Here is a 24,168-nt window from a genome sequence, read left to right as displayed (position 1 = left end):
CCGGCGTGATCCCCGATACCGCCATGCTGTTCGCCGCCGGGCGCGGCACCCGGATGCGCCACCTGACCGAGGGCCGGCCGAAGCCGCTGGTGCCGGTCGCCGGCCGGCCGCTGATCGACCACGCGCTCGACCTGCTGGTCGCCGGCGGCGTGCGCCGGGTGGTGGTCAACACGCACTACCTGGGCGCGCAGATCGCGGCGCATCTGGCGGCCGAGCGGCGGCTGCGGATCGCGCTCTCGCCCGAGGACGGCGCATTGCTGGACACCGGCGGCGGGCTGCGCCACGCCGCGCCGCTGCTGGGCGCGGGGCCGGTGTGGACGCTGAACCCGGACGCGATCTGGCGCGGCCCGAACCCGCTGCGCGCCCTGCCCGGCGGGGTGCCCGGCGGCGCGCGCCTGCTGCTGGTGCCGCGCGGGCGCGCGCTGGGCCACCGCGGCGTCGGCGATTTCTTCCTGATGCCCGACGGCCGGCTGCGGCGGCGCGGCGGCGCCGACGCCGCGCCATACGTCTATACCGGACTGCAGATCATCGACCCCGCGCCGGTGGCGGCGCTCGACGCGCAGGCGTTCTCGCTGAACCTGGCGTGGGACGCGATGCTGGCCGAGGGGCGGCTGTTCGGCGCGGTCTACGACGGCGACTGGTGCGACGTCGGCCGGCCCGAGAGCATTCCTCTGGCCGAGGGCCTGCTGGCCGATGCCTGAGCCGCTGCTGACCCCCGGCGTCTACGGCCTGCCCCCCGGCGTCGACTTCGCCGCCGAGGTGCTGGCGGGGCTGCGCGCCCGTACCGCCGGCCTGCCGGCCGAGGATTGCGCCAGGATCGAGCTGTGGGTGAACACCGAGCGTGCCCGGCGGCGGCTGCTGGCGCTGCTCGAGGATCGCCCGGTCGGCCTGCCGCCGCGGATCCGCGCGCTGTCCGAACTGGTCGACGACGCCGCCGGCCTGCCGCCGGTGATGCCGCCGCTGAAGCGCCGGCTGGAGCTGGCCCGGCTGGTGCGCGCGCTGATCGCCGCCGCGCCCGACACCGCCGGCCGCGCCGCCGCCTACCCGCTGGCCGAGGGGCTGGCGGAGCTGTTGTCCGAAATGCACATCGAGGGCGTCGCGTTCGGTGCCGTCGCCGGGCTGGACGCGCCCGACGACGCCGGGCACTGGCAGCGGGCACTGTCGTTCCTGCGGCTGATCCGCGACGTGCTCGAGGCCCCCGAGGCCGCCGGCGCCGATCCCGACCGGCGCATGGTGCTGGCGATGGCCGCCCGCGCCGCGCGCTGGGCGGCCGCGCCGCCGCGGCACCCGGTGCTGGTGGCGGGCTCGACCGGCTCGCGCGGGGCGACGGCCGGGTTCATGCGCACGGTGGCGGCGCTGCCGCAGGGCGCGGTGATCCTGCCGGGCCTGGATGTCGATCTGCCGCGGCAGGTGTGGCAGCGGCTGGACGATCCGCGCCACGCCGCCGACCATCCGCAGTTCGGGCTGGCCGCCTTCTGCCGCGACAGCGGGCTGGAACCCTGGGCGCTGCCGCGCTGGACCGACACGCCGCCGCCCAGCCCGCCGCGCGCGGCGCTGCTCTCGCTGGCGCTGCGCCCGGCGCCGGTCACCGACCAGTGGCTGGCCGAGGGGCCTGGCCTGACGCCGACGCTGGGCGCGGCGACCGCGGGGCTGACCCTGCTGGAGGCGGCCGATCCGCAGGCCGAGGCGCAGGCGGTCGCGCTGATCCTGCGCGAGGCGGTCGCGGACGGGGTGCCGGCGGCGCTGGTCACCCCCGACCGCACGCTGGCCCGGCGGGTGACGGCGGCGCTCGACCGCTGGGGCATCGTGCCCGACGACAGCGCCGGGCGGCCGCTGGACCTGACGCCGCCGGGCACGTTCCTGCGGCTTTGCGCGCAGTTGCTGACCGCACCGCCCGACCCGGTGACGCTGGCGGCGCTGCTGAAGCATCCGCTGTGCGCCGCCGGGCAGGGGGCGCGCGGCGCGCACCTGGAGCAGGTCGGCCCGCTGGAGCTGAAGGTGCTGCGCGACGGCGGCCCGGTGGTCACGCCGCAGGTGCTGCGCGCCTGGGCCGACAGGGGCGACGCGGCGCGCCGCGCCTGGATCGACTGGCTGGCGCCGCTGCTGGCGCCGCCGCTGCGCGATCCGGCGCCGCTGCGGACCCTGGTCGAACGCCACCTGGCGCTGGCGACCGCGCTGGCGGCCGGCCCCGGCGGCGCCGATCCCGGCCCGTTGTGGCAGCAGGACGCCGGCCGCAAGGCCGAGGCGGCGATGGCCGACCTGCTGGAACATGCCGAGGCCGGCGGCGCGCTGGAGCCGGGCGAGTACCCGGCGCTGCTGCGCGGCGTGCTGGCCGGGGTGTCGGTGCCGCCCGCGCCGTACCGCTCGCACCCTGGCGTGGCGATCTGGGGCACGCTCGAGGCGCGCACCCAGTCCGCGCCGCTGACCATCCTCGGCGGACTGAACGAGGGCATCTGGCCGCGCCTGCCGCGGCCCGACCCGTGGCTGTCGCGCGACATGCGCGCCGCTTCCGGGCTGCCGCTGCCCGAGCGTCAGATCGGGCTGTCGGCGCACGATTTCCAGCAGGCGGTGGGCCGGCCGCGCGTGGTGCTGTCGCGCGCGCTGCGCGACGGCGAGGCACCGACCGTGCCGGCGCGCTGGCTGCTGCGCCTGACCAACCTGGCCGAGGGGCTGGATCCCGGCGGCGCGGTGCCGGCGATGCGTGCGCGCGGCGCGCGCTACCTCGACATCGCCGCGCGGCTGGACGACGCGCCGCGCCTGCCGCCCGCGCCCCGGCCGGCGCCACGCCCGCCGGGGCAGGCGTTCCCCGAATCGCTGTCGGTGACGCGGATCGAGACGCTGGTGCGCGACCCCTACGCGCTTTATGCCGCCAACATCCTGCGCCTGAAGCCTTTGCCGCCGCTGGCCCGCGCCGCCGACGCGCTGCTGCGCGGCATCAGCCTGCACGCGGTGATGGCGCGCTTCCTCGACGAGACCCGCGCGGCGCTGCCCGCGGACGCCGCGGCGCTGCTGACCCGGCTGGCGGCGCAGGAGATGGCCGCCGCGGTGCCCTGGCCCGCCTCGCGGGTGATCTGGCGGCAGCGCTTGGCCGGCATCGCGCCCTGGCTGGCCGAAACCGAAACCGCGCGGCGCGCCGTCGCCAGCCCGTGGCTGCACGAGGAACTGGGCGAGGTGGCGGTCACGCCGCTGCCGCGCCCGTTCCGCCTGCGCGCGCAGGCCGACCGGGTGGACCGGGACGAAAGCGGCGCGGTGGCGATCTACGACTACAAGACCGGCAACCTGCCATCGCGGAACGAGGCGGCGCAGTTCAACCAGCAACTGCCGCTGGAAGCCGGGATCGCCCTGCGCGGCGGGTTCCGGGGGCACCTGCCGCGGGCGGTCGCGGCGCTGCAGCTGATCGGGCTGAAGGGGCAGGAGCTGGATTTCGCCTGCGACACCGACTCGCTGAACGAAACCTGGGACCGGTTCCGCGAGATGGTCGCCGCCTACCAGTCGGGCGAGTTGCCGTACCCCGCCCGGCTGCGGCCCAGGCTGCTGCGCGACAGCGGCGATTACGACCAGCTCGCCCGCCGGGGCGAGTGGGCGGACGGCGATCCCTGGACCGCGGAGGACGTGGCATGAGCGGGCGCGACGCCGCGACCGAGGCGCAGGTGCGCGCCGCCCGGCCCGACGCCTCGTCCTGGGTGGCGGCGAACGCCGGCTCGGGCAAGACGCGGGTGCTGACCGACCGGGTGGCGCGGCTGCTGCTGCGCGGCACCGACCCGCGCCGGATCCTGTGTCTGACCTTCACCAAGGCGGCGGCGGGCGAGATGCAGAACCGCCTGTTCGCCCGCCTGGGCAAGTGGGCGATGCTGGACGACGCCGCGCTGCGCGCCGAGTTGCACCAGCTTGACGAAAGTGCCCGCGGCATCTCGGACCGCGACCTGGCGGCGGCGCGGACGCTGTTCGCCCGCGCGCTGGAAACCCCCGGCGGGCTGAAGATCCAGACCATCCACGCGTTCTGCGAGGCGCTGCTGCGGCGCTTTCCGCTCGAGGCCGGGGTCTCGCCGCAGTTCGAGGTGCTCGAGGACCGGCGCGGCCTGCAGCTGCGCCAGACCCTGCTGGAGGAGCTGGCCGAGGACCCGGCCAGCGGGTTCGCCGCGCTGGCCCCGCACATCCTGTCGCTGGAGTTTGCCATCGACGGCCTGCTGCGGGACATCCTGAAGCACCGCCGGCGGTTCGCCCACCAGCCGGCCTCGCCGGCGATCGCCGCCGCCTTCGGGCTGGGCGACCCGCCGCCGGCGCCGCTGCACGGCATCGCCGCGGCGCGGCTCGAGGCGCTGCTGTCGGCGCTGTCGGCGGCGGGCGGCAAGTCGGACCGGAACGCCCATGCCGCGCTGGTCGCGCTGCGCAAGGGCGAGGACCCGGCCGGCGATCTGGTCTGCGCCGGTTTCCTGAAGAAGGACGGCACGCCGCTCAAGACGATGTGCACCGCCGCCACCAGCAAGGCGCTGGCCGAGGCGCCGGCGCTGCTGGCCCGGATCGCCGACGCCCTTGTGGCGCTGCGCGACCACGCCCGCACCGTCCGCGCGGTGGACTGCGCCCGCGCGCTGACCCGCTTTGCCCGTGCCTACATCGCCGCGCACGACGCCCGCAAGCAGGCGCTGGGCGCGCTGGATTTCGACGACCTGATCGAGAAGGCGCTGGCGCTGCTGACCCGCTCGGACGCGGCCGAGTGGATCCGCTACCGGCTCGACGGCGGCATCGAGCACGTGCTGGTCGACGAGGCGCAGGATACCAGCCGGACGCAATGGGCGGTGATCGACGCGCTGACCCGCGAGTTCTTCGCCGGCGAGGGCGCGCACCAGCGGGCGCGCACGGTGTTCGTCGTCGGCGACGAGAAGCAGTCGATCTATTCCTTCCAGGGCGCCGAACCGCGGGAATTCGGCCTGCAGCGCAAGCGCTATGCCGACGCGCTGCACGACGTCGAACTGGAACTGCAGGAGTGCGCGCTGCTGCATTCCTTCCGCTCGGCGCCGCCGATCCTGCGGCTGGTGGACGCGGTGTTCGACGGCCGCGCGCCGGCGCAGGGCGGCGCGGCCGAACACGTGCCGTTCCACGACGCGCGCCCCGGCCGGGTCGAGCTGCTGCCGTTCCTGACCCCGGACGAACCCGGCGCGCCCGAGCCCTGGTACCTGCCGGTGGACCAGCCCAAGGCCGCCGATCCGCGGCTGGCGCTGGCGCGGCAGCTGGCGCTGCGGGTGCGCGATCTGCTGGCGGCGGGCCGTCCGCTGCCCGGCACCGGCCGGCCGGTCGCCGCCGGCGACATCCTGTTCCTGGTGCGCGGCCGCGGCACCCTGTTCGGCGCGCTGATCTCGGAGCTGAAGGCCGCCGGCGTGCCGGTGGCGGGCGCCGACCGGCTGAAGATCGCCGAGGTGCTGGCGGTCCGGGACCTGCTGTCGCTGCTGCGCGCGGTGGCCACCGATGCCGACGATCTGGCGCTGGCCGAGGCGATGCGCTCGCCGCTGATGGCGCTGTCCGAGGCCGATCTCTTCCGTCTGGCGCACGGCCGCACCGGCACCCTGGCGCGCGCGCTGCGCGCCCGGCGCGCGGATTTCCCGCAGGCCTGGGCGCTGTGGGAGGATCTGCGCAATCGGGCCGACTTCCTGCGCCCCTACGAGATGCTGCAGCGCATCCTGGTGCGCCACGGCGGCCGTGCCCGGATCCGCGCCCGGATGGGCGCCGAGGCCGACGAGGCGGTCGCCGCGCTGCTCGACCTGGCGCTCGACTACGAGCGGGTCGAGCCGCCGACGCTGACCGGGTTTCTCGACTGGATGGGCAGCGGCGATCCGGAGGTGAAGCGCCAGCTGGACAGCCGCGCGGGCGAGGTGCGGGTGATGACCGTGCACGGCGCCAAGGGGCTGGAGGCGCCGGTGGTGATCCTGCCCGAGACCGACGTGCCGCGCGGCAACCGCGCCGGTGGCGCGCCGCTGCGTGCGCTGGGCCCCGGCGTCGCCGCGCTGGCCGGAACCAGGGCCGAGCGCCCGCCGGCGCTGCAGGCCGCCGAGGACGTGCGCGCCGCACAGGAGGCCGAGGAGCGCTGGCGTCTGCTCTATGTCGCGCTGACCCGCGCCGAGCGCTGGCTGATCGTCGCCGGGGCGGGACCGAAGCAGCCCGACGATCCGGACAAGGCGTGGTACGCGGCGGTGGCGCAGGCGATGGACCGGCTTGGCGCGGGCGAGACCGCCGACGGCGCGCGGGTGCTGGCCGAGCACTGGGACGAGGGTCCGTCGGCGGCGGTCGCTGCGGTGGCGGACGCGCCGGCCGCCGAACCGCTGCCGGCCTGGGCCACCATCGCCGCCGCGCCGCCGCCCGCGCCCGAGACGCCGCTCGCCCCGTCGCGCGACGGCGGCGAGCACGAAGCGGACCCGGACCTGCCCGCAGGCGCCCTGACCGCCGACGAGGCGCGCGCTCGCGGCCTGCACCTGCACCTGCTGCTGGAGCATCTGCCGCATGCCGCGCCCGAGGCCCGCGCCGCGCGCGCGGCGGCGCTGCTGCCGGATCTGGACGCGCCGGCGCGCGCCGCGCTGCTGGCCGAGGCCGAGGCGCTGCTGGCCGACCCCGCGTTGGCGTGGATCTTCGCGCCCGGGGCGCTGGCCGAGGTGCCGCTGACGGGCCGGCTGGCCAGCCTGGGCGGACGGAAGTTGCGCGGCCAGATCGACCGGCTGATCGTCACCCCCGAGACGGTGTGGGCGATCGACTTCAAGACCGACGCCAGCCCGCCGCCGCCGGGCGCGCCGTTGCCGCCGGCCTACGCCGGTCAGCTGGCGCTCTATGCGCTGGCGCTGGCCGAGATCTATCCCGGCCGCCCGGTGCGCGCGGCGGTGCTGTGGACCGGCGCCCGCCGGCTGACCGAGCTGGACCACGATGCCGTGACCGCGATACGAAGGACGCACGCGGCTTATTGACCCTCGGGGGGCGCGACCATAGCTTCTGTGCCTGACGCGAGACGCAAAGAGTTTGGAGGCCAGCAATGGCGACTGTGAAAGTGACCGACGGCACCTTCGAGGCCGAGGTGGTGAATTCCGATATCCCCGTCGTGGTGGATTTCTGGGCCGAATGGTGCGGCCCGTGCAAGCAGATCGGCCCGGCGCTCGAGGAACTGGCGGTGCAGTACGAGGGCAAGGTGAAGATCGCCAAGGTCAACGTCGACGAGAACCCGGCCTCGCCCAGCCAGCTTGGCGTTCGCGGCATCCCGGCGCTGTTCCTGTTCAAGGACGGCCAGGTGGTGTCGAACAAGACCGGCGCCGCGCCCAAGGCCGCGCTGCAGGGCTGGATCGAGGATTCGATCTGAACCGAACCGCGCCTCTGGCGCGGTATCCGGATCGACAGCCGCGCCTGCCGGGTGACGCCCGGCAGGCGTTTTTTTGCGCCGCCGCGGCCGGGCAGCGGGCGGGCGCGGCATCGCTGCACCAGCGTCCGGCCGGCCGCGGCGGCGGAATTCCGCCAGCGCGCCCGGCGGGCACATGGGATCCGCGTCGCGCCAAAAATTTACATCTATTTTCAGATACCTGGCTTCCAGCGGCCGGCGCGCGGCCCGAGCCTCGGGTGCCCGAAATCGCACATCGGTTGCGGCGCAGTCGGTTCATTCCGCTCTAAGTTAACTGTCGATAAATTTTTCGCACCTTTAACAGGAACAATCCGCTGCCGGCGACGTTTGAGAACGTGATCCCTGAGCGGACCCGGAGTTTGGGACCGGCGCTTCGCCAAGGGTCGGTGAGTAACGAGTGCCGTCAGGCCCGTAAGCGGGCTGCATCGCGTGGGGGCGCGACGCATCGGCGGAACGCGTTTTTGTGTAGAGTGGTGTCCGCCAGCGCGGCGTGAGCGGACGTGTGATTTGAGACCAAGCCGCGTGTACGGGCCGCCGGTTACCTGTTTCCGGCGGTCCGCTGCTTTTTCGGGGCCCTGATCCGGCTCAGCCGTTCTGCCGCAGGACCGTGCCGGCGAGGTAGAGCGAGCCGCAGATCAGCACCCGCGCGCTGGGGTCCGCAGCGACGATGTCGGCGACCGCGCGCTCGACGCCAAGCGCGGTGCGGACCTCGGTGAACCCGGCCTCGCGCGCGAAGGCGGCGGTCTGTTCGGCCTGCAGCGTCGCGGTCTCGCCGGGGATGGTGACCGCGTGCAGGCTTTCGGCGACCCGCGCCAGCGGCGTCAGGTAGCCGCGCACGTCCTTGGTCTTCAGCATTCCGCACACCAGATGCAGCGGCCGCGGGCTCAGCCGCGTGACCGCTTCGGCCAGCGCGTGGCCCGCGGCCGGGTTGTGGCCGCCGTCCAGCCACAGCTCGGCCGGTCCCGCCATGTCGATCAGCGGCCCGCGTTTCAGCCGCTGCAGGCGCGCCGGCCAGACCGCTTCGGTCAGCGCCCGTTCCGGGTCGCCCTCGTCCAGCAGCCGCAGGGTGGCCAGCGCGGTGCCGGCGTTGGTCACCTGGTGCGCGCCGATCAGCCGGGGCAGCGGCAGGTCCAGCAGCCCGCGCTCGTCCTGGAAGGCGACGCGGCCGTGCTCCTCCCAGATCTGCCAGTCGCGCCCGGCCAGCGACAGCGGCGCGCCGCGGCGCTCGGCGGCGGCCAGGATCACGCCCTCGGCCTCGGGCACCTGCGGCGCGATCACGGCGGGCACGCCGGATTTCAGGATGCCGGCCTTCTCGCCGGCGATCTGCGCCACGGTGTCGCCCAGGAACGCCTGGTGGTCGGCCGAGACCGGGGTGATCACCGACACCCTCGGCACCACCATGTTGGTCGCGTCCAGCCGCCCGCCGAGCCCGACCTCGAGCAGGGTGTAGTCCGCCTCGGCGCGCGAGAACGCCAGGAAGGCGGCGGCGGTGGTGATCTCGAAATAGGTGATCGGCCGGCCCTCGTTCGCCACCTCGCACTCGGCCAGGATCTCGGTCAGTTCCTGCTCGCCGATGATCTGGCCGGAGACGGTGATGCGCTCGTGGAACCGCGCCAGATGCGGCGAGGTGTAGGTGTGCACGGTCTTGCCCGCGCCCTCGAGCCCGGCGCGGATCATCGCCAGCGTCGAGCCCTTGCCGTTGGTGCCCGCGATCAGCACCGACGGCGGGATCCGCTGTTCGGGGTTGCCCAGCGCCCGCAGGATGCGGCTCATGCGCCCCAGGGACAGGTCGATCACCTTGGGATGCAGCTGCATCATCCGCGACAGCAGGGTGTCGCTGGAGTCCGGGCTCACGGCTTTTCGGCCCCTTCAGCCCGGGCGGGCGCGTCCGGGGCCTTGGCGGCGGTGTCGGCGGCAGGCCCGGCGGCGGCAGGCCCGGCGGCGGCGGGCTCGGCGGCGGGCTCGGCGGGCGGCAGCGCCGGCTCGGACGGCGGCGGCAGATCGCCGGCCACCATCGGCGGCGCCTTCATCAGCAGGTGCAGCACGCGGCCCAGTTCCCGGCGCAGGCTCTTGCGGTCGACCACCATGTCCAGCATGCCGTGATCCAGCAGGTATTCCGCCCGCTGGAAGCCCTCGGGCAGGGTCTCGCGGATGGTCTGTTCGATGACGCGGGGGCCGGCGAAGCAGATCAGCGCGTTCGGCTCGGCGATCTGCACGTCGCCCAGCATCGCGTAGCTGGCGGTGACGCCGCCGGTGGTGGCATGGGTCAGCACGACGATGTACGGCAGCCCGGCCTCTTTCAGCATCTGCACCGCGACGGTGGTGCGGGGCATCTGCATCAGCGACAGGATGCCCTCCTGCATGCGCGCGCCGCCGGCGGCGGTGAACACCACCAGCGGGCACTTCAGCGCGACGGCGCGTTCGGCCGCGGCGATGAACGCGTTGCCGACGTACATGCCCATCGAGCCGGACATGAACTTGTAGTCCTGGATCGCCACGACCGTCTTCATGCGGCCGATCTCGCCCTCGGCGACCAGCATCGCGTCGGGCGCCTCGGACTCGCGCCGGGCGTCCTTGAGCCGGTCGGCGTAACGCTTCTTGTCGCGGAAGTGCAGCGGGTCGGCCAGCGGCTCGGGCACCGCCACGTCCATGTAGAGCCCGCCGTCGAACAGCGCCTCGAATCGCCGCCGGGGCGAGATGTACATGTGGCTGTTGCAGTTCGGGCAGACGTTCAGCGCGTCGGCCAGCTCGCGGTGGAACAGCATCTGCCCGCAGTCGGGACACTTGGTCCACAGGTTCTCGGGCACCTCGCGGCGCGAGAACAGCGAGTTGATCTTGGGCCGGACGTAATTCGATATCCAGTTCATTCCCGGCTGCCTCCGTTGTCGTTCCGGGCCGTGGGCTGGCGGTTACTTAAACACCTCGGCGGAGTGTTGCAATCCGGCGCGGCGCGGCGGGACCAGCACCAGGAAGGCGCCGTAGGCCAGCAGCAGGAAGCCGAGGTTTCCCAGGATGAACGGGCGCACCGTGGCCACGTCGGCCGGATCGAACGGGTGCTGGAACAGCCCCAGTTGCCCGAACGGTCCGGGCACCGCGACCAGCAGCAGCCCCAGCGTGTTGTTGGCGAAATGCAGTCCCACCGCCGCGCCCAGATTGCCGGTGCGGACGGTCAGGTGCCCGGTCATCAGGCCGATCATCAGCGGCGCCAGCAGCACCAGCCAGGCATTGGCGCCGAACGCCGCGGCATTGGGCAGGTGCGCCGATGCGAAGATCAGCGCCGGCACCCCGATGAACACCGCCGGGCTGCGGAACCGGGACGCCAGATGCGCCTGCAGGTAGCCGCGGAACACCAGTTCCTCGGCGTGGACCTGGATGAACGTCACCAGCAGCGCCGGCCCGACCCAGATCACCCAGCGCCCGAGATCCAGGTTCCGCTGCAGCCCCTGGAACGGCAGCGTCAGCAGGACCGCCACCAGGCCCAGCGCCAGGAACAGCGCCGCGGCGACGGCGAAGCCGTTGCCGTCCAGGCGCCCGCCGGTGCCGGTGACCGCGCCCAGCGGCGCCCGGTGCAGCAGGCGCATCGCCAGCCACAGCCCCGCGGTGACGCCGGCGAAGGTCGCCAGCACCGCGATCAGCGAGCCGGGCGAGCGCAGCGCGCCGGCCTGGTCGAGCGCCTGGCCGAACGGGACTCCGCCCAGCGCGACGATGCCGGCGAAGGCGGCGAAGATCACCAGCGTCGCCGCGACCTGGCCGCCGGCGGCGAAGCCGAGGCCCACCAGCAGGCGCCAGATCTGGGCGCGGTCGCGCAGCGGCGCCACCTCGGTACGGTAGTTGTCGAGCGGCGTGGTCATGCGTTGCTCCGGGTTGGCTGGTACAATCGGCGCGGGTAGCCATATCAAACGATAAGCTCCCGTGCTAAAATAATCCGGATCAGCAAATTCGACTGCCTGGACGAAATGTGAGCCAGAGTATCGGTGTCGGAACCAGCTGTCGGCTGGACGGGTTCCTCGAGTCATGTGCGAAAGCGACATGGACCGAACCGCTGTGGTACGCGGCGATCGAGTTTTTCCGCAGCCAGGGCTTTACCAGCATCTGCTACCAGCACCTGCCGCCGCTGGGGGCGCCGGACGAGGACAAGATCCGCGTCGCCGCGTCCGGCTACGACGAGGCCTGGAGCCGCCGCTACATCGCCGAGAAGATGTACCGCACCGACCCGATCCCGGCGCAGGCGGTCAGCGCCGAGGAGCCGTTCCGCTGGGGCGACATCCGCAAGCTGCGCGAGATGACCAAGCCCGAACTGCGGATCCTCGAACTGCTCGAATCCCGCGGCGGCGACGGGCTGGCGATCCCGGCGTTCGGGCCGGGCGGGCGCAACGGCTATTTCGGGCTGGGGCTGTCCGACCCGGAACGCTCGATCGGGCGGGCGGAGATGTCGCGCCACCAGCTGGCCTGCCAGGCGGCGCACCTGCGCTACTGCCGGCTGCTGCGCCAGAACCTGCCCGAGATGCCGCTGCTGTCGACGCGCGAGCGCGAACTGCTGGGCTGGGTCGCGCGCGGCAAAAGCAACAACGTGATCGCCGAGATCATGCAGATCTCGCCGCACACGGTCGATGCCTACCTGCGGCGCGTGTTCTACAAGCTCGGCACCACCGACCGGATCTCGGCGGTGGTCAAGGCGATCGGCAGCGGGCTGATCCGCGGCTACTGAACCCGCGCCGAGCCGCCGTTGCGGGGCCGCAACCGGCCTTGAATTCCGACACAGCCCCGGATGACACGCGATCGCGCGGCACCGCCTGCGTGTATTTCACCCGTGCGCCCGCTTCGCTAGACACGTCGGACCCGTCGCCCGGCCACCTCCCCAAACCGGCCGGCTGCGGGTTTGCTTCTGGCCGTTGCCCCGTCGCGGGCAGCCGCGCGGCAGGCCTGTCGAGCAATTGCTTGTGCACCGCATTTTCGTTGTGGCGCTAAGCTGGGCCCTGTTCACGCCGAGCGGGTTCAGGGTATCAGGCGCGGGTCCCCGACCCCCAACGGGGACCCGCAGCCGTCCTGCCGCGCCTGACCGCCGCTTGTGCTTTCCCTGTCGCTCACCTAATCCTGACGCGCATCGCATTTCGCCTTAGGGAGGCCGCCCGATGGACGCCAGCCGCTACGACAAGTCAAAATTGCCCAGCCGTCACGTGACCGAGGGTCCGGCCCGCGCGCCGCACCGGTCCTACTACTACGCGATGGGGCTGTCCGAGCACGAGATCCACCAGCCCTTCGTCGGCGTCGCGACCTGCTGGAACGAAGCCGCGCCGTGCAACATCGCGCTCAGCCGCCAGGCGCAGGCGGTCAAGCTGGGCGTCAAGTCGATGGCCGGCACCCCGCGCGAGTTCACCACCATCACCGTCACCGACGGCATCGCCATGGGCCACGAGGGCATGCGCTCGTCGCTCGCCAGCCGCGAGGCGATCGCCGACACGGTCGAGCTGACGATGCGCGGCCACGCCTACGACGCCATCGTCGGGCTGGCCGGCTGCGACAAGTCGCTGCCGGGGATGATGATGGCGATGGTGCGGCTAAACGTGCCGTCGGTGTTCATCTACGGCGGCTCGATCCTGCCGGGGCGGCTGAACGGCAGGGACGTCACCGTGCAGGACGTGTTCGAGGCCGTGGGCCAGCACCAGGCCGGCAACATGTCGACCTGCGAGCTGGAAAAGCTGGAAGCGGTCGCCTGCCCCTCGGCCGGGGCCTGCGGCGGCCAGTTCACCGCCAACACCATGGCCTGCGTGTCCGAGGCGATCGGCCTGGCGCTGCCCAATTCCTCGGGCGCACCGGCGCCCTACGAAAGCCGCGACCAGTACGCCGAGGCCTCGGGCGCCGCGGTGATGCACCTGATCGAGAAGAACATCCGCGCCCGCGACATCGTCACCCGCAAGGCGCTGGAGAATGCGGCCCGCGTCGTCGCCTGCACCGGCGGCTCGACCAACGCCGGCCTGCACCTGCCCGCTATCGCGCACGAGGCCGGGATCGACTTCTTCCTCGACGACGTCTGCGACATCTTCCGCGACACCCCCTATTTCGTCGATCTCAAGCCCGGCGGCGCCTACGTCGCCAAGGACCTGTACGAGGCCGGCGGCGTGCCGGTGGTGATGAAGGAGCTGCGCAAGGCGGGCCTGATCCACGAGGACTGCATGACCGTCACCGGCAACACCATCGGCGAGGAGATCGACAAGGTCGAGCGCGAGGCCGACGGCCGGGTGATCTACCCGGTCGAGACGCCGATCTCGAAATGGGGCGGCGTCGTGGGGCTGAAGGGCAACCTGGCGCCGGAAGGCGCGATCGTGAAGGTCGCCGGCATGACCGAGGAGCAGATGGTGTTCACCGGCCCGGCCCGCGTCTTCGAGTGCGAGGAAGACGCCTTTTCCGCCGTGCAGGCGCGCGAGTACGAGGAAGGCGAGGTCATCGTGATCCGCAACGAGGGCCCCTCGGGCGGCCCCGGCATGCGCGAGATGCTGGCCACCACAGCGGCGCTGTCCGGCCAGGGCATGGGCAAGAAGGTGGCGCTGATCACCGACGGCCGGTTCTCGGGCGCGACCCGCGGCTTCTGCGTCGGCCACGTCGGCCCCGAGGCGGCGCATTGCGGGCCGATCGCGCTGCTGAAGGACGGCGACGTGATCACCCTGGACGCGGTCAAGGGCACGATCAGCGTCGATCTGAGCGATGCCGAGCTGGAGCAGCGCAAGGCCGACTGGAAGGGCCCGCGCCAGACGATCTACACCTCGGGCGCGCTGTGGAAGTACGCGCAGCTGGTCGGCGCGACCCACAAGGGCGCGGTCACCCATCCGGGTGGCGCGCACGAGGCGCATGTCTACGCCGATCTGTGATCCGCTGCGGCGCGGCGCGCTGGCGGGGCTGGTCGCCCTGCTGGCGGCCTGCGCCACCAGTCTGCCGGCGCCCGACCGCGCCGACGTGCGCGTGCTGGGCGAAACCGTCACCATCGTCGCGCCGCAGGGTCTGTGCGTCGACCCGGCCTCGCTGGACGTCGGCCGCGCCGGGGGCTTCATGCTGATCACCGACTGCGCCGTGATCGGCGAGGTCGCCGCGACCGGCCCCGGCCTGCCCGGCGTGCTGACGGTCAGCGTGACCACCGGCGATCTGCCCGGCACGCTGGCCGACCTCGAGGCCTTCGTCACCGGCCCCGGCCTGCTGACCCTGGGCAAGAGCGGCCGGCCCGAGGCGGTCAGCATCCGCGCCCGCAGCCGCACGCCCGAGGCGCTGTTCGTCAAGATCCGCGACACCGGTCCGCAGCCGGTGCCCGGCGCCGCGCCCGAGTTCTGGCGCGTGTTCTTCGACGCCGGCCCGCGGCTGGTCAGCGCCTCGCTGACCGGGTTCTCGGACGCCGCGCTCAGCGACGCGCAGGCGCAGCGGGTGCTCAGCGAGCTGGTGGTGCGCACGCTCGGCGCGAATGCCGTGGCGGCACCTGCCGCCGCGTCGCCGGTGACAGGGGGCGCCGCGCCGGGCTAACTGCGCCCTCGGACCCCGGAAGGAGCCCCCCGCGTGACGCACGATCTGTACCCGCACCTGTTCGCGCCCCTGGACCTGGGCCATGTGACGCTGCCCAACCGGGTGCTGATGGGCTCGATGCACACCGGGCTGGAGGAGCTGGGCGACTGGGGCCGGATCGCCGAGTTCTACGCCGCGCGCGCCCGCGGCGGCGCCGGGTTGATCGTCACCGGCGGCATGGCTCCGAACCGCGAGGGCGCGGTGATGCCCGGCGCCGCCGGGCTGTTCGGCGCCCGGGACATCGCCAACCACCGCCGCGTCACCGACGCGGTGCACGATGACGGCGGGCGCATCGCCATGCAGATCCTGCACGCCGGCCGCTATGCCTACTCGCCCGAGGCGGTCGGCCCGTCGCCGGTCAGATCGCCGATCAGCCCCTTCGCCCCGACCGAGCTGGACGAGGAAGGCATCCGCAAGCAGATCGACGATTTCGCCACCGCCGCCGCCCGCGCCCGCGAGGCGGGCTATGACGGGATCGAGGTGATGGGCTCCGAGGGCTATTTCCTCAACCAGTTCCTGGTCACGCACACCAACAAGCGCACCGACGACTGGGGCGGGGCCTACGAGAACCGGATGCGCCTGCCGGTCGAGGTGGTGCGCCGCTGCCGTCAGGCGGTGGGGGCGGATTTCATCCTGATCTACCGGCTGTCGATGATCGACCTGATCGCCGACGGCTCGACCTGGGACGAGGTGGTGACGCTGGCCCGCGCGATCGAGGCCGCCGGCGCGTCGATCATCAATACCGGCATCGGCTGGCACGAGGCGCGGGTGCCGACCATCGCCACCAGCGTCCCGCGCCGCGCCTTCGCGGACGTGACCCGGCGGATGATGGGCGAGGTCCGGGTCCCGCTGATCACCTCGAACCGGATCAACACGCCGCAGGTCGCCGAAGACGTGCTGGCCGAGGGCTGCGCCGACATGGTCTCGCTGGCGCGGCCGTTCCTGGCGGACCCGGATTTCGTCGCGAAGGCGCGCTCGGGGCAGGCGGCGCGGATCGCGCCCTGCATCGCCTGCAACCAGGCCTGCCTGGACCACACCTTCGAGATGAAGGTGTCGACCTGCCTGGTCAACCCGCGCGCGTGCCACGAGACCGAACTGGTCTATGAACCGGCGCGCGCGCCCCGCGCCGTCGCCGTGGTCGGCGCCGGCCCGGCCGGGCTGACCGCCGCCATGGTCGCGGCCGAGCGCGGCCACCGCGTGACGCTGTTCGAGCGCGCGGCCGGCATCGGCGGCCAGCTGAACATGGCCCGGCGGATCCCCGGCAAGGAGGAGTTCCACGGCCTCGTCGCCTGGTATCAGGCCGAGGTCGCCCGGCTGGGCATCGACCTGCGGCTGAACACCGGGGCGACGCCGCAGATGCTGGAGCGTTTCGACGAGGTGGTGATCGCCACCGGCGTGGTGCCGCGCGATCCGCGGATCCCGGGCCAGGACGCGCCGCAGGTGCTGCGCTACACCGACGTGCTGCTGCGCGGCGCGGAGGTCGGCCGGCGCGTCGCCATCCTCGGCGCCGGCGGCATCGGCTTCGACGTCGCCACCTTCCTGGCCGAGCAGGGCGACAGCGCCACGCTGCACCCCGACGAATGGGCCGGGGAATGGGGCGTCAGCCGCCCCTGGCGCGACCGCGGCGGGCTGACCGCGCCGCGGCCGGAACCGGCGGCGCGGCAGATCACGCTGCTGCAGCGCAAGGCGCAGAAACCCGGCAAGGGGCTGGGCAAGACCACCGGCTGGATCCACCGCGCGGCGCTGCGCGCCAAGGGCGTGCGGATGCTGGGCGGCGTCGCCTACGAGGCCATCGAGCCGGCCGGCCTGCGGCTGCGCCGCGGCGACGCGACCGAGCTGCTGGAGGTCGACACGATCGTGCTGTGCACCGGGCAGGAGCCCGAGCGCGCGCTGGCCGACGCGCTGCTGGCGCGGGGCCGCCCGGCGCATGTGATCGGCGGCGCCGACGTCGCGGCCGAGCTGGACGCCAAGCGCGCCATCGACCAGGGCGCGCGGCTGGCGGCGCGGCTGTAGCGCGTCACCAGTAGGGCGCGCGCCAGCCGGCCTCCAGCGCCTCGGTCTCGGTGCAGAACCAGCGCTCGCCGCGCGCTTCGTCGATCTTGGTGCGGCCGTAGTGCCGCGAATAGGGCGTGTGGTAGATCCGCTCGCCCTTGGAATTGATGTTGCCCTTGATCGGGCAGTCGGCGCGCGGCGCCTCGCCGGCGCTTGTCGACCAGGCGGTGCGGCGATGCACCTCGGGCCGCACGAAGCTGCCCGCCCACATGCCCTTGCCGGACTTGAAGGCGGCGATCTCGGCGTCCAGGTACTCGTCGCTGTAGCGCACGAAGGCCACCGCCAGACCCTGCGCCACCAGCGCGCCGCCGATGTCCGCGCCGCCGGCGGTGCAGTGCGCCAGATCGCGGCCGTAGAGATCCACGTCGTCGGCGGCGCAGCGCACCGGGCCGCGGGCCACCAGCGCGCGCAGCGCGTTCGCGGCGGCCTCGCCGCAGCGCCACGCCTGCCCGGCGGCGTCGCGGCAGGTCTGCCCGATCTCGGGCGCGTCGATGTTCAGCAGCCGGATCCGGCGGCCGTCCATCTCGAACGTGTCGCCGTCGATCACCCGCACCTGCTGCGCCGCCGCCGGCAGCGCGGTGGCCAGCGCCAGCGCGCAGGCCAGGACAAATTTCCGCATGTCTCGCCCCTTCCGATCCCGTGGCCATCAGACCACGGGCGGAGGCGGAGAGTACGTCGGAAATTAGGAAAGATTAAGGAAGGGTTAACGACGGGACGGGCGCGCCGCCCTCAGCCCAGGTGCCGCCGCAGCCGCGCCGCGCGGGCGCTGTCGCGCAGCCGGTCCATGGTGCCGACCAGCTCCTCCGAGATGCCGGGCTCGGACAGCGCGTGCCCGGCGTCGGGCACCATCGTCATCCGCGAGCCCGGCCAGGCCTCGTGCACGCGCTGCGCGGTGGCGGGCGGGCATACCATGTCGTAGCGGCCCTGCACGATGTAGCCGGGGATGTCCTGCAGCACCGGCATGTCGCGGTGGATCTTCCCGTCCGCGTCCAGAAAGCCGTCGTTGATGAAATAGTGGTTCTCGAGCCGGGCGAAGGCGCGGGCGTAGGCGCCCGAGGGCAGGCCCCGCGGGCCGGTGGGCGCCAGCACCGCCAGCGCGCTTTCCCAGCCCGCCCAGGCGCGGGCGAAGCGGGTCTGCTCGGCCACGTCGTCGCCGAACAAGCGCTGGTGATAGGCGCCGATCAGGTCGCCGCGCTCGGCCTTGGGCACCATGTGCGCGAACGCGCGCCACTGCTCGGGCCAGAACGTGCCGGCGCCGCCGCCGTAGAACCAGTCCAGCTCGCTCCGGGTCATGGTGAAGATGCCGCGCAGCACCAGCGCCTCGACCCGCTCGGGGTGGGTCTGGGCGTAGACCAGCGCCAGCGTCGCCCCCCACGAGCCGCCGAACACGATCCACTTGCGGATGCCCAGCGCCCTGCGGATGCGCTCGATGTCCTCGACCAGATCCCAGGTGGTGTTGTTCTCGACGCTGGCGTGCGGCGTCGAGCGACCGCAGCCGCGCTGGTCGAACAGCACCGCGCGGTAATGGGTCGGATCGAAGAACCGCCGCATGCCCGGCGAGCAGCCGCCGCCGGGGCCGCCGTGCAGCACGATCACCGGCTGCCCGTTGCGGATGCCGCATTCCTCGACATAGACGCGATGGCCGCCCGGCATGTCCATGACCTGCTGGCGGAACGGTTCACGCGGGGGGTACAGGGTGCGCCGTGGCGCCGCGCCGCTCGGGGACTGGGTTTCCGGCATGGACCTTCGTGCTAAATGTGGCTGAGCGCAGCATCGCAGGTTGGAAACATGAGTGCAACGACCCAGACCGCGTCCGACGCCCCGGCGACGGGGACGGTGGACGCCGGCGAGATCGCCAAGTTCGAGGCGATGGCCGCCGAGTGGTGGGACCCGAAGGGCAAGTTCCGGCCGCTGCACATGCTCAACCCGTGCCGGCTGGACTACATCATCGCGCAGGTCGCCGCCGAGTTCGGCCGCGACCCGGACCAGCCGCGCCCGTTCGAGGGCCTGCGCCTGCTCGACATCGGCTGCGGCGGCGGCCTGCTGTGCGAGCCGATGGCGCGGCTGGGCGCGATCGTCACCGGCGCCGACGCCGCCGCCGGCAACATCCCGGTGGCGGCGGTGCATGCCAGCCAGTCCGGGCTGGACATCGACTACCGCCACGCCACCGCCGAGGCGCTGGCCGACGCCGGCGAGCAGTTCGACGTGGTCGTGAACATGGAGGTGGTCGAGCATGTCGCCGACCCGCTGGCGTACCTGACCGCCTGCCGCCGCCTGCTGCGGCCCGGCGGGCTGATGGTGTGCTCGACCCTGAACCGCAATCCGAAAAGCTACATGGTGGCGATCGTCGGCGCCGAGCAGGTGATGCGCTGGCTGCCGAAGGGCACCCACGACTGGCGCAAGTTCATCACCCCGGACGAGCTGTTCGCCCTGCTGCGCGGGGCCGGGCTGGAGCCGGTCGACCGCAAGGGCTTCGTGTTCAGCCCGCTGGCGTGGAGCTGGTCGCTGTCGGACCGCGACCTCAGCGTGAACTACGTCACCACCAGCGTGAAACCGGTCGACTGAGCCGCTGGCGCCGCGCCCGGTTTCGCGCCATCATCCGCACATGCTGAGCCTGGCCGTGCTTGCCCTCTGCCTGTGGATCGCGCTGCGCGGTCCGTGGCAGGACGCCCGTGACGCCGCCTTCTGGCGCGCCGTCGGGGTCGAGGACTGACCGGCGTCCGGGGTGTCTACTCGTCGGTGGACAGCAGCGTGCGCAGCCGCCGCAGCACCGGCAGCGCGGCGCGGATGTTGTCGGCGCCCAGCTCGCGCATCGCGCCCTCCAGCACCGGCGTCATGGCGCTGACCGCCTGGTCGCGCGCGCGCATCCCCGCCGGGCTGATCGCCACGAACTTCTGCCGCGCGTCGTCCCAGTCCGGGCGGATGTGGACATAGCCGGCGCGGTCCAGACGCGTCAGGGTGTTGGTCATCGCCGCGCGGGTGACGTGGAACACCCGCGCCAGCTGCGCCGGGGTGCGCTCGGCGTGGATCCCGGCCAGGTAGTTCAGCACGCTGAAATGCGACAGTGCCATGCCGCGCGGCAGCGCCTTGCCCAGCCGCGCGCGCATCAGCTGGTCGACCGTGGCGATCTCGGAGAACAGGCCGATGGCCAGCGGGTCGGTGGTCACCTGGTCAGTCATCGGACACCGGCGGGCGGAACGGCCGGTCGTGGGCCAGGCTGGGGATCCGGCGCCGGGCCTCGGCCACCGTGTCCAGATCCAGATCGACGACGGCGGCGCCCGGCGCGTCGCCCATGTCCAGCAGCACCTCGCCCCAGGGAGACACCGCCATCGAGTGCCCCCAGGTGCTGCGACTGCGTCCGGCGCGGGCCGGGTGGTCGCCGGTCTGCGCCGGGGCCAGCACATAGCAGCCGGTCTCGATCGCGCGGGCGCGCAGCAGCGGCTCCCAGTGCGCGCGGCCGGTGGGGCGGGTGAAGGCGGAGGGCACCGTCAGCACCTGCGCGCCGGCCTGCGCCAGGGTCCGGTACAGCGCCGCGAAGCGCAGATCGTAGCAGATCGACAGCCCCAGCACCGGCCCGCCGGGCAGCGCCGCGGTGACCGCGCGCGCACCGGGGCGGAAGCCGTCGGATTCGCGATACGCCTCGCCGCCGCCCAGGTCGACGTCGAACATGTGGATCTTGTCGTAGCGCGCGGCGATCGCGCCATCGGGCGCGACCAGCAGCGAGCGGTTGGCGAACCGCGCGCCCTCGGTCTTCAGCGCCAGCGAGCCGATCAGCAGGTGGATGCCAAGCTCGGCGGCCAGATCGCGCAGCCCGTCCAGCACCGGATCCTCGGCCTCGGCGCGCAGCACCTCGTTCTGGCGGCGGCGCGAGGCCGAGACGCAGTTCGTCACCTCGGGGGTAAGCACCAGCCGCGCGCCGTCGGCGGCGGCGCGGCGGATTGTCGCGGTGGCGGCGGCCAGGTTCTCGGTCGGCTCGTCCGAGGAGGTCAGCTGTACCAGCCCGGCCCGCATCGCCTCAGTCGGCCAGCAGCGGATCGAGCTTGCCGGCCCGGTCCAGCGCCGCGATGTCGTCGAACCCGCCGACGTGGATGTCGCCGACGAAGATCTGCGGCACGGTGCGGCCGCCCATGGCACGCTGGGTCATCTCGGCCCGGCGCTCGGGCCTGGCCATCACGTCGATCTCGGTATAGCTCACGCCCTTGCCCTTCAGCAGGTGCTTTGCGGCCGCACAGTAGCCGCAGATCGGGGTGGTATAAAGGGTTACCGGTTTCACTGCCCAGCCTCCGTCGTGTTTTCGGTGCTATCAGGTAGGCACGAAATCCTCTCTTGCAACGCGGGCCACGACCAGCACGTCGACGGCTGCGGCGCCGGCGCTGCGGCAGGCCTCGGCGCAGGCGGACAGCGTGGCGCCGGTGGTCATCACGTCGTCGACCAGCAGCACCCGCGCGCCCGGCAGCAGCCCGGCGCGGCGCGGCGTGACGCTGATCGCGCCGCGCAGGATCGCGTGGCGCTCGTCGCGGGTGGCGCCCTTCAGCTGCGCGGTGGCGCGGTGCCGGCGCAGCAGGTCCGGCAGCACCCGGCCCGCCGGCGCCAGCTCGCGCCGCCGGGCCAGTTCGGCGGCCTGGTTCGCGCGCCGGCGCAGCAGCCGGGTCCAGTGCAGCGGCACCGGCGCGACGATGTCCGCCCGCGCCAGCAGCGGCGCGCCGGCGCGCGCCATCCAGCGCGCCAGCACCGGCGCCAGGTCCAGCCGGTCGGCATGCTTGAACTTCAGGATCACCTCGCGCGCCGCGCCCTGGTACAGCACCGCCGCGCGGCCCGCGTCCCAGGCCGGCGGGTGCGCGGTGCAGCCCTCGCAGCGCACCGCGTCGCCGGGCCGCGCGGTGGGCACCGGCATGCCGCAGCAGCCGCAGGCGCCGCCGGTGATGAACGCGGTCTCGCGCCAGCAGGCGGGGCACAGGCCGTAGACGGAATCGGTCTGTTCCCGGCAGCGGGCGCATTCCGGCGGGTAGAGCATGTTCAGCAGCGATCCCGGCAGCAGCCCCATCGCCCGGCCTTTCCTTCCCGCGCCCGCGCGCCTAAGTCAGCGGCACGGCCGCCGAGCGACGGCCGCGAAGGACGGAGACGCCCGTGACCACGCCGCCCAGACTGACGGACCGCGCCGCGCTGGCCCTGCGCCGCGCCCGCGCCGCCCGCGATCCGGCGGATTTCCTGCACCGCGCCGCCGCCGCCGAGGTCTCGGATAGGCTGGCCGAGGTTAACAGGCGCTTTACGCGGCCGGCGATCGTCGGGCCGATGGCGGCGCTGTGGCGCGAGCTGCTGGTGGCGGACGGGGTGATCGGCGGCGCGGCGCTGGCCGAGGACGCCGAGGTGCTGGACCTGGTGCCGGAGGCGCACGACCTGCTGATCCACGCGCTGGCGCTGCACTGGGCGGACGATCCGGTGGGCCAGCTGGTGCAGATGCGCCACGCGCTGGCCCCCGACGGGCTGATGATCGCGGCGCAGTTCGGCAGCCGTTCGCTGCAGGAACTGCGCGCCAGCCTGTCCGAGGCCGAGCTGGCGCTGCGCGGCGGGCTCAGCCCGCGCATCGCCCCGATGGGCGAGATCCGCGACCTTGGCGGGCTGCTGCAGCGGGCCGGCTTCGCGCTGCCGGTGGCCGATGCGCTGGTGCTGCCGGTGACCTATCCCGACGCGCTGGCGCTGATGCGCGATCTGCGCGCGATGGGCGAGAGCAACGCGCTGGCCGCCCGCGACCGCCGCCCGCCGCCGCGGGCGCTGTTCGCGCGGGCGGCGGCGCTTTACGCCCGCAACTTCCCCGCGCCGGACGACCCCGGCCGGATCCTGGCCACCGCCGAGATCGTGCTGCTGACCGGCTGGAAACCGGCGCCGGGTCAGCCGCAGCCGCTGCGTCCGGGCTCAGCCCGCGCCCGGCTGGCCGACGCGCTGGGCACCGCCGAGATCCCCGCCGGCGAGACCGTGGCCGGCACCGGGGACCGCGACAACGACGGCAATTGAAGCCCGGACCGGGTAGGCTAGGCTTCGCGACCGACCCAGGCAGAGAATCGGGCCCAGGCACAGAGGGAGCGACACCGATGGATGGCGGCCAGACCACACACTCGCCCACACACCCGCGCGTGCAGCCCGGCGAAGGCCGCCTGACCCATGCGCAGCCCGACCACCCGCCGGTGCCCCGGGCGCGCATCGGCGTGATCCTGGCCAACCTCGGCACGCCCGACGGCACCGACTACCGCTCGATGCGGCGCTATCTGAACGAGTTCCTGTCGGACCGCCGGGTGATCGACTACGCGCCGTGGAAATGGCAGCCGCTGCTGCAGCTGGTGATCCTCAGCAAGCGGCCGTTCACCTCGGGGGCGGCCTATCGCGGCATCTGGAACGACGAGCTGGACGAAGGGCCGCTGCTGACCTGGACCCGGAAGCAGGCGCAGGCGGTGGCCGCGCAGGTCGCGGCGCGCTGGGGCGAGGACGTGCTGGTCGACTTCGGCATGCGCTACGGCAACCCCTCGACCGACGCGGCGATCCGCCGGCTGCGCGCCGAGGGCTGCGAGCGGATCCTGTTCTTCCCGCTGTATCCGCAATACGCGGCGGCGACCACGGCGACGGCCTGCGACCAGGTGTTCCGTACGCTGATGAAGATGAACTGGCAGCCGTCGATCCGCACGGTGCCCGCCTATTACGACGACCCGCTCTACATCGAGGCGCTGGCGCAGTCGGTCGAGCGCGCCTATGCCGGGCTCGACCGCCGTCCCGACCTGCTGGTGACCTCGTACCACGGTGTGCCCGAGCGCTATCTGCTGGAGGGCGACCCGTACCATTGCCAGTGCCAGAAGACCTCGCGCCTGCTGCGCGAGCGGCTGGGCTGGGACGGGGACGCGCTGCGCGTCACCTTCCAGTCGCGCTTCGGCCCCGAGGAATGGCTGAAGCCCTATACCGTCGACGAGGTCGCCCGGCTGGCGCGCGAGGACGGCATCAGGAACATCGCGATCATGGCGCCGGCATTCTCGTCGGACTGCGTCGAGACGCTAGAAGAGATCAACGAGGAGATCAGGGAGAGTTTCGAGGCGGCGGGCGGCGAGAGCTTCACCTACATCCCCTGCCTCAACGACGATGCGGCGCATATCGCCATGATGATGGCGATCATCGGGCGCGAGCTGTCCGGCTGGGTCGAAGGCTGACGCCGCCGGCGC

At 73.2% G+C, this 24,168-nt stretch carries 20 protein-coding genes; 11 read left to right on the top strand and 9 right to left on the bottom strand.

Annotated elements, in window-relative coordinates; genetic code table 11:
- Positions 1 to 5: 5 nt before the first annotated feature.
- From GE300_RS07405 to trxA, 4 genes are all read left to right on the top strand, one after another.
- Positions 6 to 701, top strand: coding sequence for a nucleotidyltransferase family protein (locus GE300_RS07405; RefSeq protein ID WP_325063146.1), 696 nt, complete (start codon positions 6 to 8; stop codon positions 699 to 701).
- Complete coding sequence (gene addB, locus GE300_RS07400; RefSeq protein WP_154445919.1) at positions 694 to 3,621, top strand: double-strand break repair protein AddB; 2,928 nt, start codon at positions 694 to 696, stop codon at positions 3,619 to 3,621. The genes GE300_RS07405 and addB overlap by 8 nt, the downstream gene beginning before the upstream one ends.
- Positions 3,618 to 6,947 carry a double-strand break repair helicase AddA gene (gene addA, locus GE300_RS07395; RefSeq protein WP_154445918.1) on the top strand — a complete coding sequence of 1,110 codons (3,330 nt, stop codon included), beginning with the start codon at positions 3,618 to 3,620 and terminating at the stop codon, positions 6,945 to 6,947. The genes addB and addA overlap by 4 nt, the downstream gene beginning before the upstream one ends.
- Positions 6,948 to 7,012: 65 nt before the next feature.
- Positions 7,013 to 7,333, top strand: a complete 321-nt coding sequence (gene trxA / locus GE300_RS07390; RefSeq protein ID WP_154445917.1) for a thioredoxin — start codon at positions 7,013 to 7,015, stop codon at positions 7,331 to 7,333.
- A gap of 621 nt (positions 7,334 to 7,954) precedes the next feature.
- Here the strand turns inward: trxA and GE300_RS07385 are convergent.
- The 3 genes from GE300_RS07385 to GE300_RS07375 are packed head-to-tail and all read right to left on the bottom strand — an operon-like array spanning position 7,955 to position 11,220.
- A complete protein-coding gene (locus GE300_RS07385; RefSeq protein ID WP_325063145.1) occupies positions 7,955 to 9,223 on the bottom strand; it encodes a bifunctional folylpolyglutamate synthase/dihydrofolate synthase in 1,269 nt (422 codons plus the stop codon).
- Positions 9,220 to 10,236 (bottom strand): acetyl-CoA carboxylase, carboxyltransferase subunit beta, encoded by a 1,017-nt coding sequence (gene accD / locus GE300_RS07380; protein WP_154445916.1) that lies wholly within the window; start codon positions 10,234 to 10,236, stop codon positions 9,220 to 9,222. The genes GE300_RS07385 and accD overlap by 4 nt, the downstream gene beginning before the upstream one ends.
- A 42-nt stretch (positions 10,237 to 10,278) precedes the next feature.
- Complete coding sequence (locus GE300_RS07375) at positions 10,279 to 11,220, bottom strand: CPBP family intramembrane glutamic endopeptidase (protein WP_154445915.1); 942 nt, start codon at positions 11,218 to 11,220, stop codon at positions 10,279 to 10,281.
- 107 nt (positions 11,221 to 11,327) lie between these two features.
- Here GE300_RS07375 and GE300_RS07370 point away from each other — a divergent pair, with 107 nt between their 5' ends.
- The 4 genes from GE300_RS07370 (at position 11,328) to GE300_RS07355 (ending at position 16,927) form a co-directional block, all read left to right on the top strand.
- Positions 11,328 to 12,077 (top strand): helix-turn-helix transcriptional regulator, encoded by a 750-nt coding sequence (locus GE300_RS07370; protein WP_154445914.1) that lies wholly within the window; start codon positions 11,328 to 11,330, stop codon positions 12,075 to 12,077.
- Between the two features lie 424 nt (positions 12,078 to 12,501).
- Positions 12,502 to 14,235 carry a dihydroxy-acid dehydratase gene (ilvD, locus tag GE300_RS07365; protein WP_154445913.1) on the top strand — a complete coding sequence of 578 codons (1,734 nt, stop codon included), beginning with the start codon at positions 12,502 to 12,504 and terminating at the stop codon, positions 14,233 to 14,235.
- Positions 14,216 to 14,875 (top strand): hypothetical protein, encoded by a 660-nt coding sequence (locus tag GE300_RS07360; RefSeq protein WP_154445912.1) that lies wholly within the window; start codon positions 14,216 to 14,218, stop codon positions 14,873 to 14,875. Before ilvD ends, GE300_RS07360 begins: the two co-directional genes overlap by 20 nt.
- 33 nt (positions 14,876 to 14,908) lie before the next feature.
- Complete coding sequence (locus GE300_RS07355; protein WP_325063144.1) at positions 14,909 to 16,927, top strand: NADPH-dependent 2,4-dienoyl-CoA reductase; 2,019 nt, start codon at positions 14,909 to 14,911, stop codon at positions 16,925 to 16,927.
- Positions 16,928 to 16,931: 4 nt separating this feature from the next.
- Here GE300_RS07355 and GE300_RS07350 read toward each other — a convergent pair whose 3' ends face one another.
- Positions 16,932 to 17,585, bottom strand: a complete 654-nt coding sequence (locus tag GE300_RS07350; RefSeq protein ID WP_154445911.1) for a thermonuclease family protein — start codon at positions 17,583 to 17,585, stop codon at positions 16,932 to 16,934.
- 110 nt (positions 17,586 to 17,695) lie between these two features.
- Positions 17,696 to 18,706, bottom strand: a complete 1,011-nt coding sequence (gene pip / locus GE300_RS07345; RefSeq protein WP_154445910.1) for a prolyl aminopeptidase — start codon at positions 18,704 to 18,706, stop codon at positions 17,696 to 17,698.
- A gap of 48 nt (positions 18,707 to 18,754) precedes the next feature.
- Between pip and ubiG the strand changes: the two genes are divergently transcribed.
- The gene (gene ubiG / locus GE300_RS07340; RefSeq protein WP_154445909.1) at positions 18,755 to 19,531 is read left to right on the top strand and encodes a bifunctional 2-polyprenyl-6-hydroxyphenol methylase/3-demethylubiquinol 3-O-methyltransferase UbiG; all 777 of its coding nucleotides are present in this window, start codon (positions 18,755 to 18,757) and stop codon (positions 19,529 to 19,531) included.
- Between the two features lie 164 nt (positions 19,532 to 19,695).
- Here ubiG and GE300_RS07335 read toward each other — a convergent pair whose 3' ends face one another.
- Genes GE300_RS07335 through GE300_RS07320 form a run of 4 tightly spaced genes read right to left on the bottom strand, consistent with a single transcriptional unit; the run spans position 19,696 to position 22,010 of the window.
- The gene (locus GE300_RS07335; RefSeq protein WP_154445908.1) at positions 19,696 to 20,145 is read right to left on the bottom strand and encodes a MarR family winged helix-turn-helix transcriptional regulator; all 450 of its coding nucleotides are present in this window, start codon (positions 20,143 to 20,145) and stop codon (positions 19,696 to 19,698) included.
- On the bottom strand, positions 20,138 to 20,977 hold the full coding sequence (locus tag GE300_RS07330) for a carbon-nitrogen hydrolase family protein (RefSeq protein WP_154445907.1): 840 nt from the start codon (positions 20,975 to 20,977) through the stop codon (positions 20,138 to 20,140). The genes GE300_RS07335 and GE300_RS07330 overlap by 8 nt, the downstream gene beginning before the upstream one ends.
- Positions 20,978 to 20,981: 4 nt before the next feature.
- Positions 20,982 to 21,239, bottom strand: a complete 258-nt coding sequence (gene grxC / locus GE300_RS07325; RefSeq protein WP_325063143.1) for a glutaredoxin 3 — start codon at positions 21,237 to 21,239, stop codon at positions 20,982 to 20,984.
- Between the two features lie 30 nt (positions 21,240 to 21,269).
- On the bottom strand, positions 21,270 to 22,010 hold the full coding sequence (locus tag GE300_RS07320) for a ComF family protein (protein ID WP_154445906.1): 741 nt from the start codon (positions 22,008 to 22,010) through the stop codon (positions 21,270 to 21,272).
- A gap of 83 nt (positions 22,011 to 22,093) precedes the next feature.
- Here GE300_RS07320 and GE300_RS07315 point away from each other — a divergent pair, with 83 nt between their 5' ends.
- Complete coding sequence (locus GE300_RS07315) at positions 22,094 to 22,978, top strand: methyltransferase domain-containing protein (protein WP_325063142.1); 885 nt, start codon at positions 22,094 to 22,096, stop codon at positions 22,976 to 22,978.
- Between the two features lie 77 nt (positions 22,979 to 23,055).
- Complete coding sequence (gene hemH / locus GE300_RS07310; RefSeq protein WP_154445905.1) at positions 23,056 to 24,156, top strand: ferrochelatase; 1,101 nt, start codon at positions 23,056 to 23,058, stop codon at positions 24,154 to 24,156.
- The last annotated feature ends 12 nt before the right edge of the window (positions 24,157 to 24,168 follow it).

The organism is Halovulum marinum (assembly GCF_009697225.1).
In the GTDB taxonomy this organism is placed as follows: Bacteria; Pseudomonadota; Alphaproteobacteria; order Rhodobacterales; family Rhodobacteraceae; genus Halovulum; species Halovulum marinum.
Note: the sequence above shows the minus strand (reverse complement) of the source record. Positions and strands in the feature narration are given on the sequence as shown.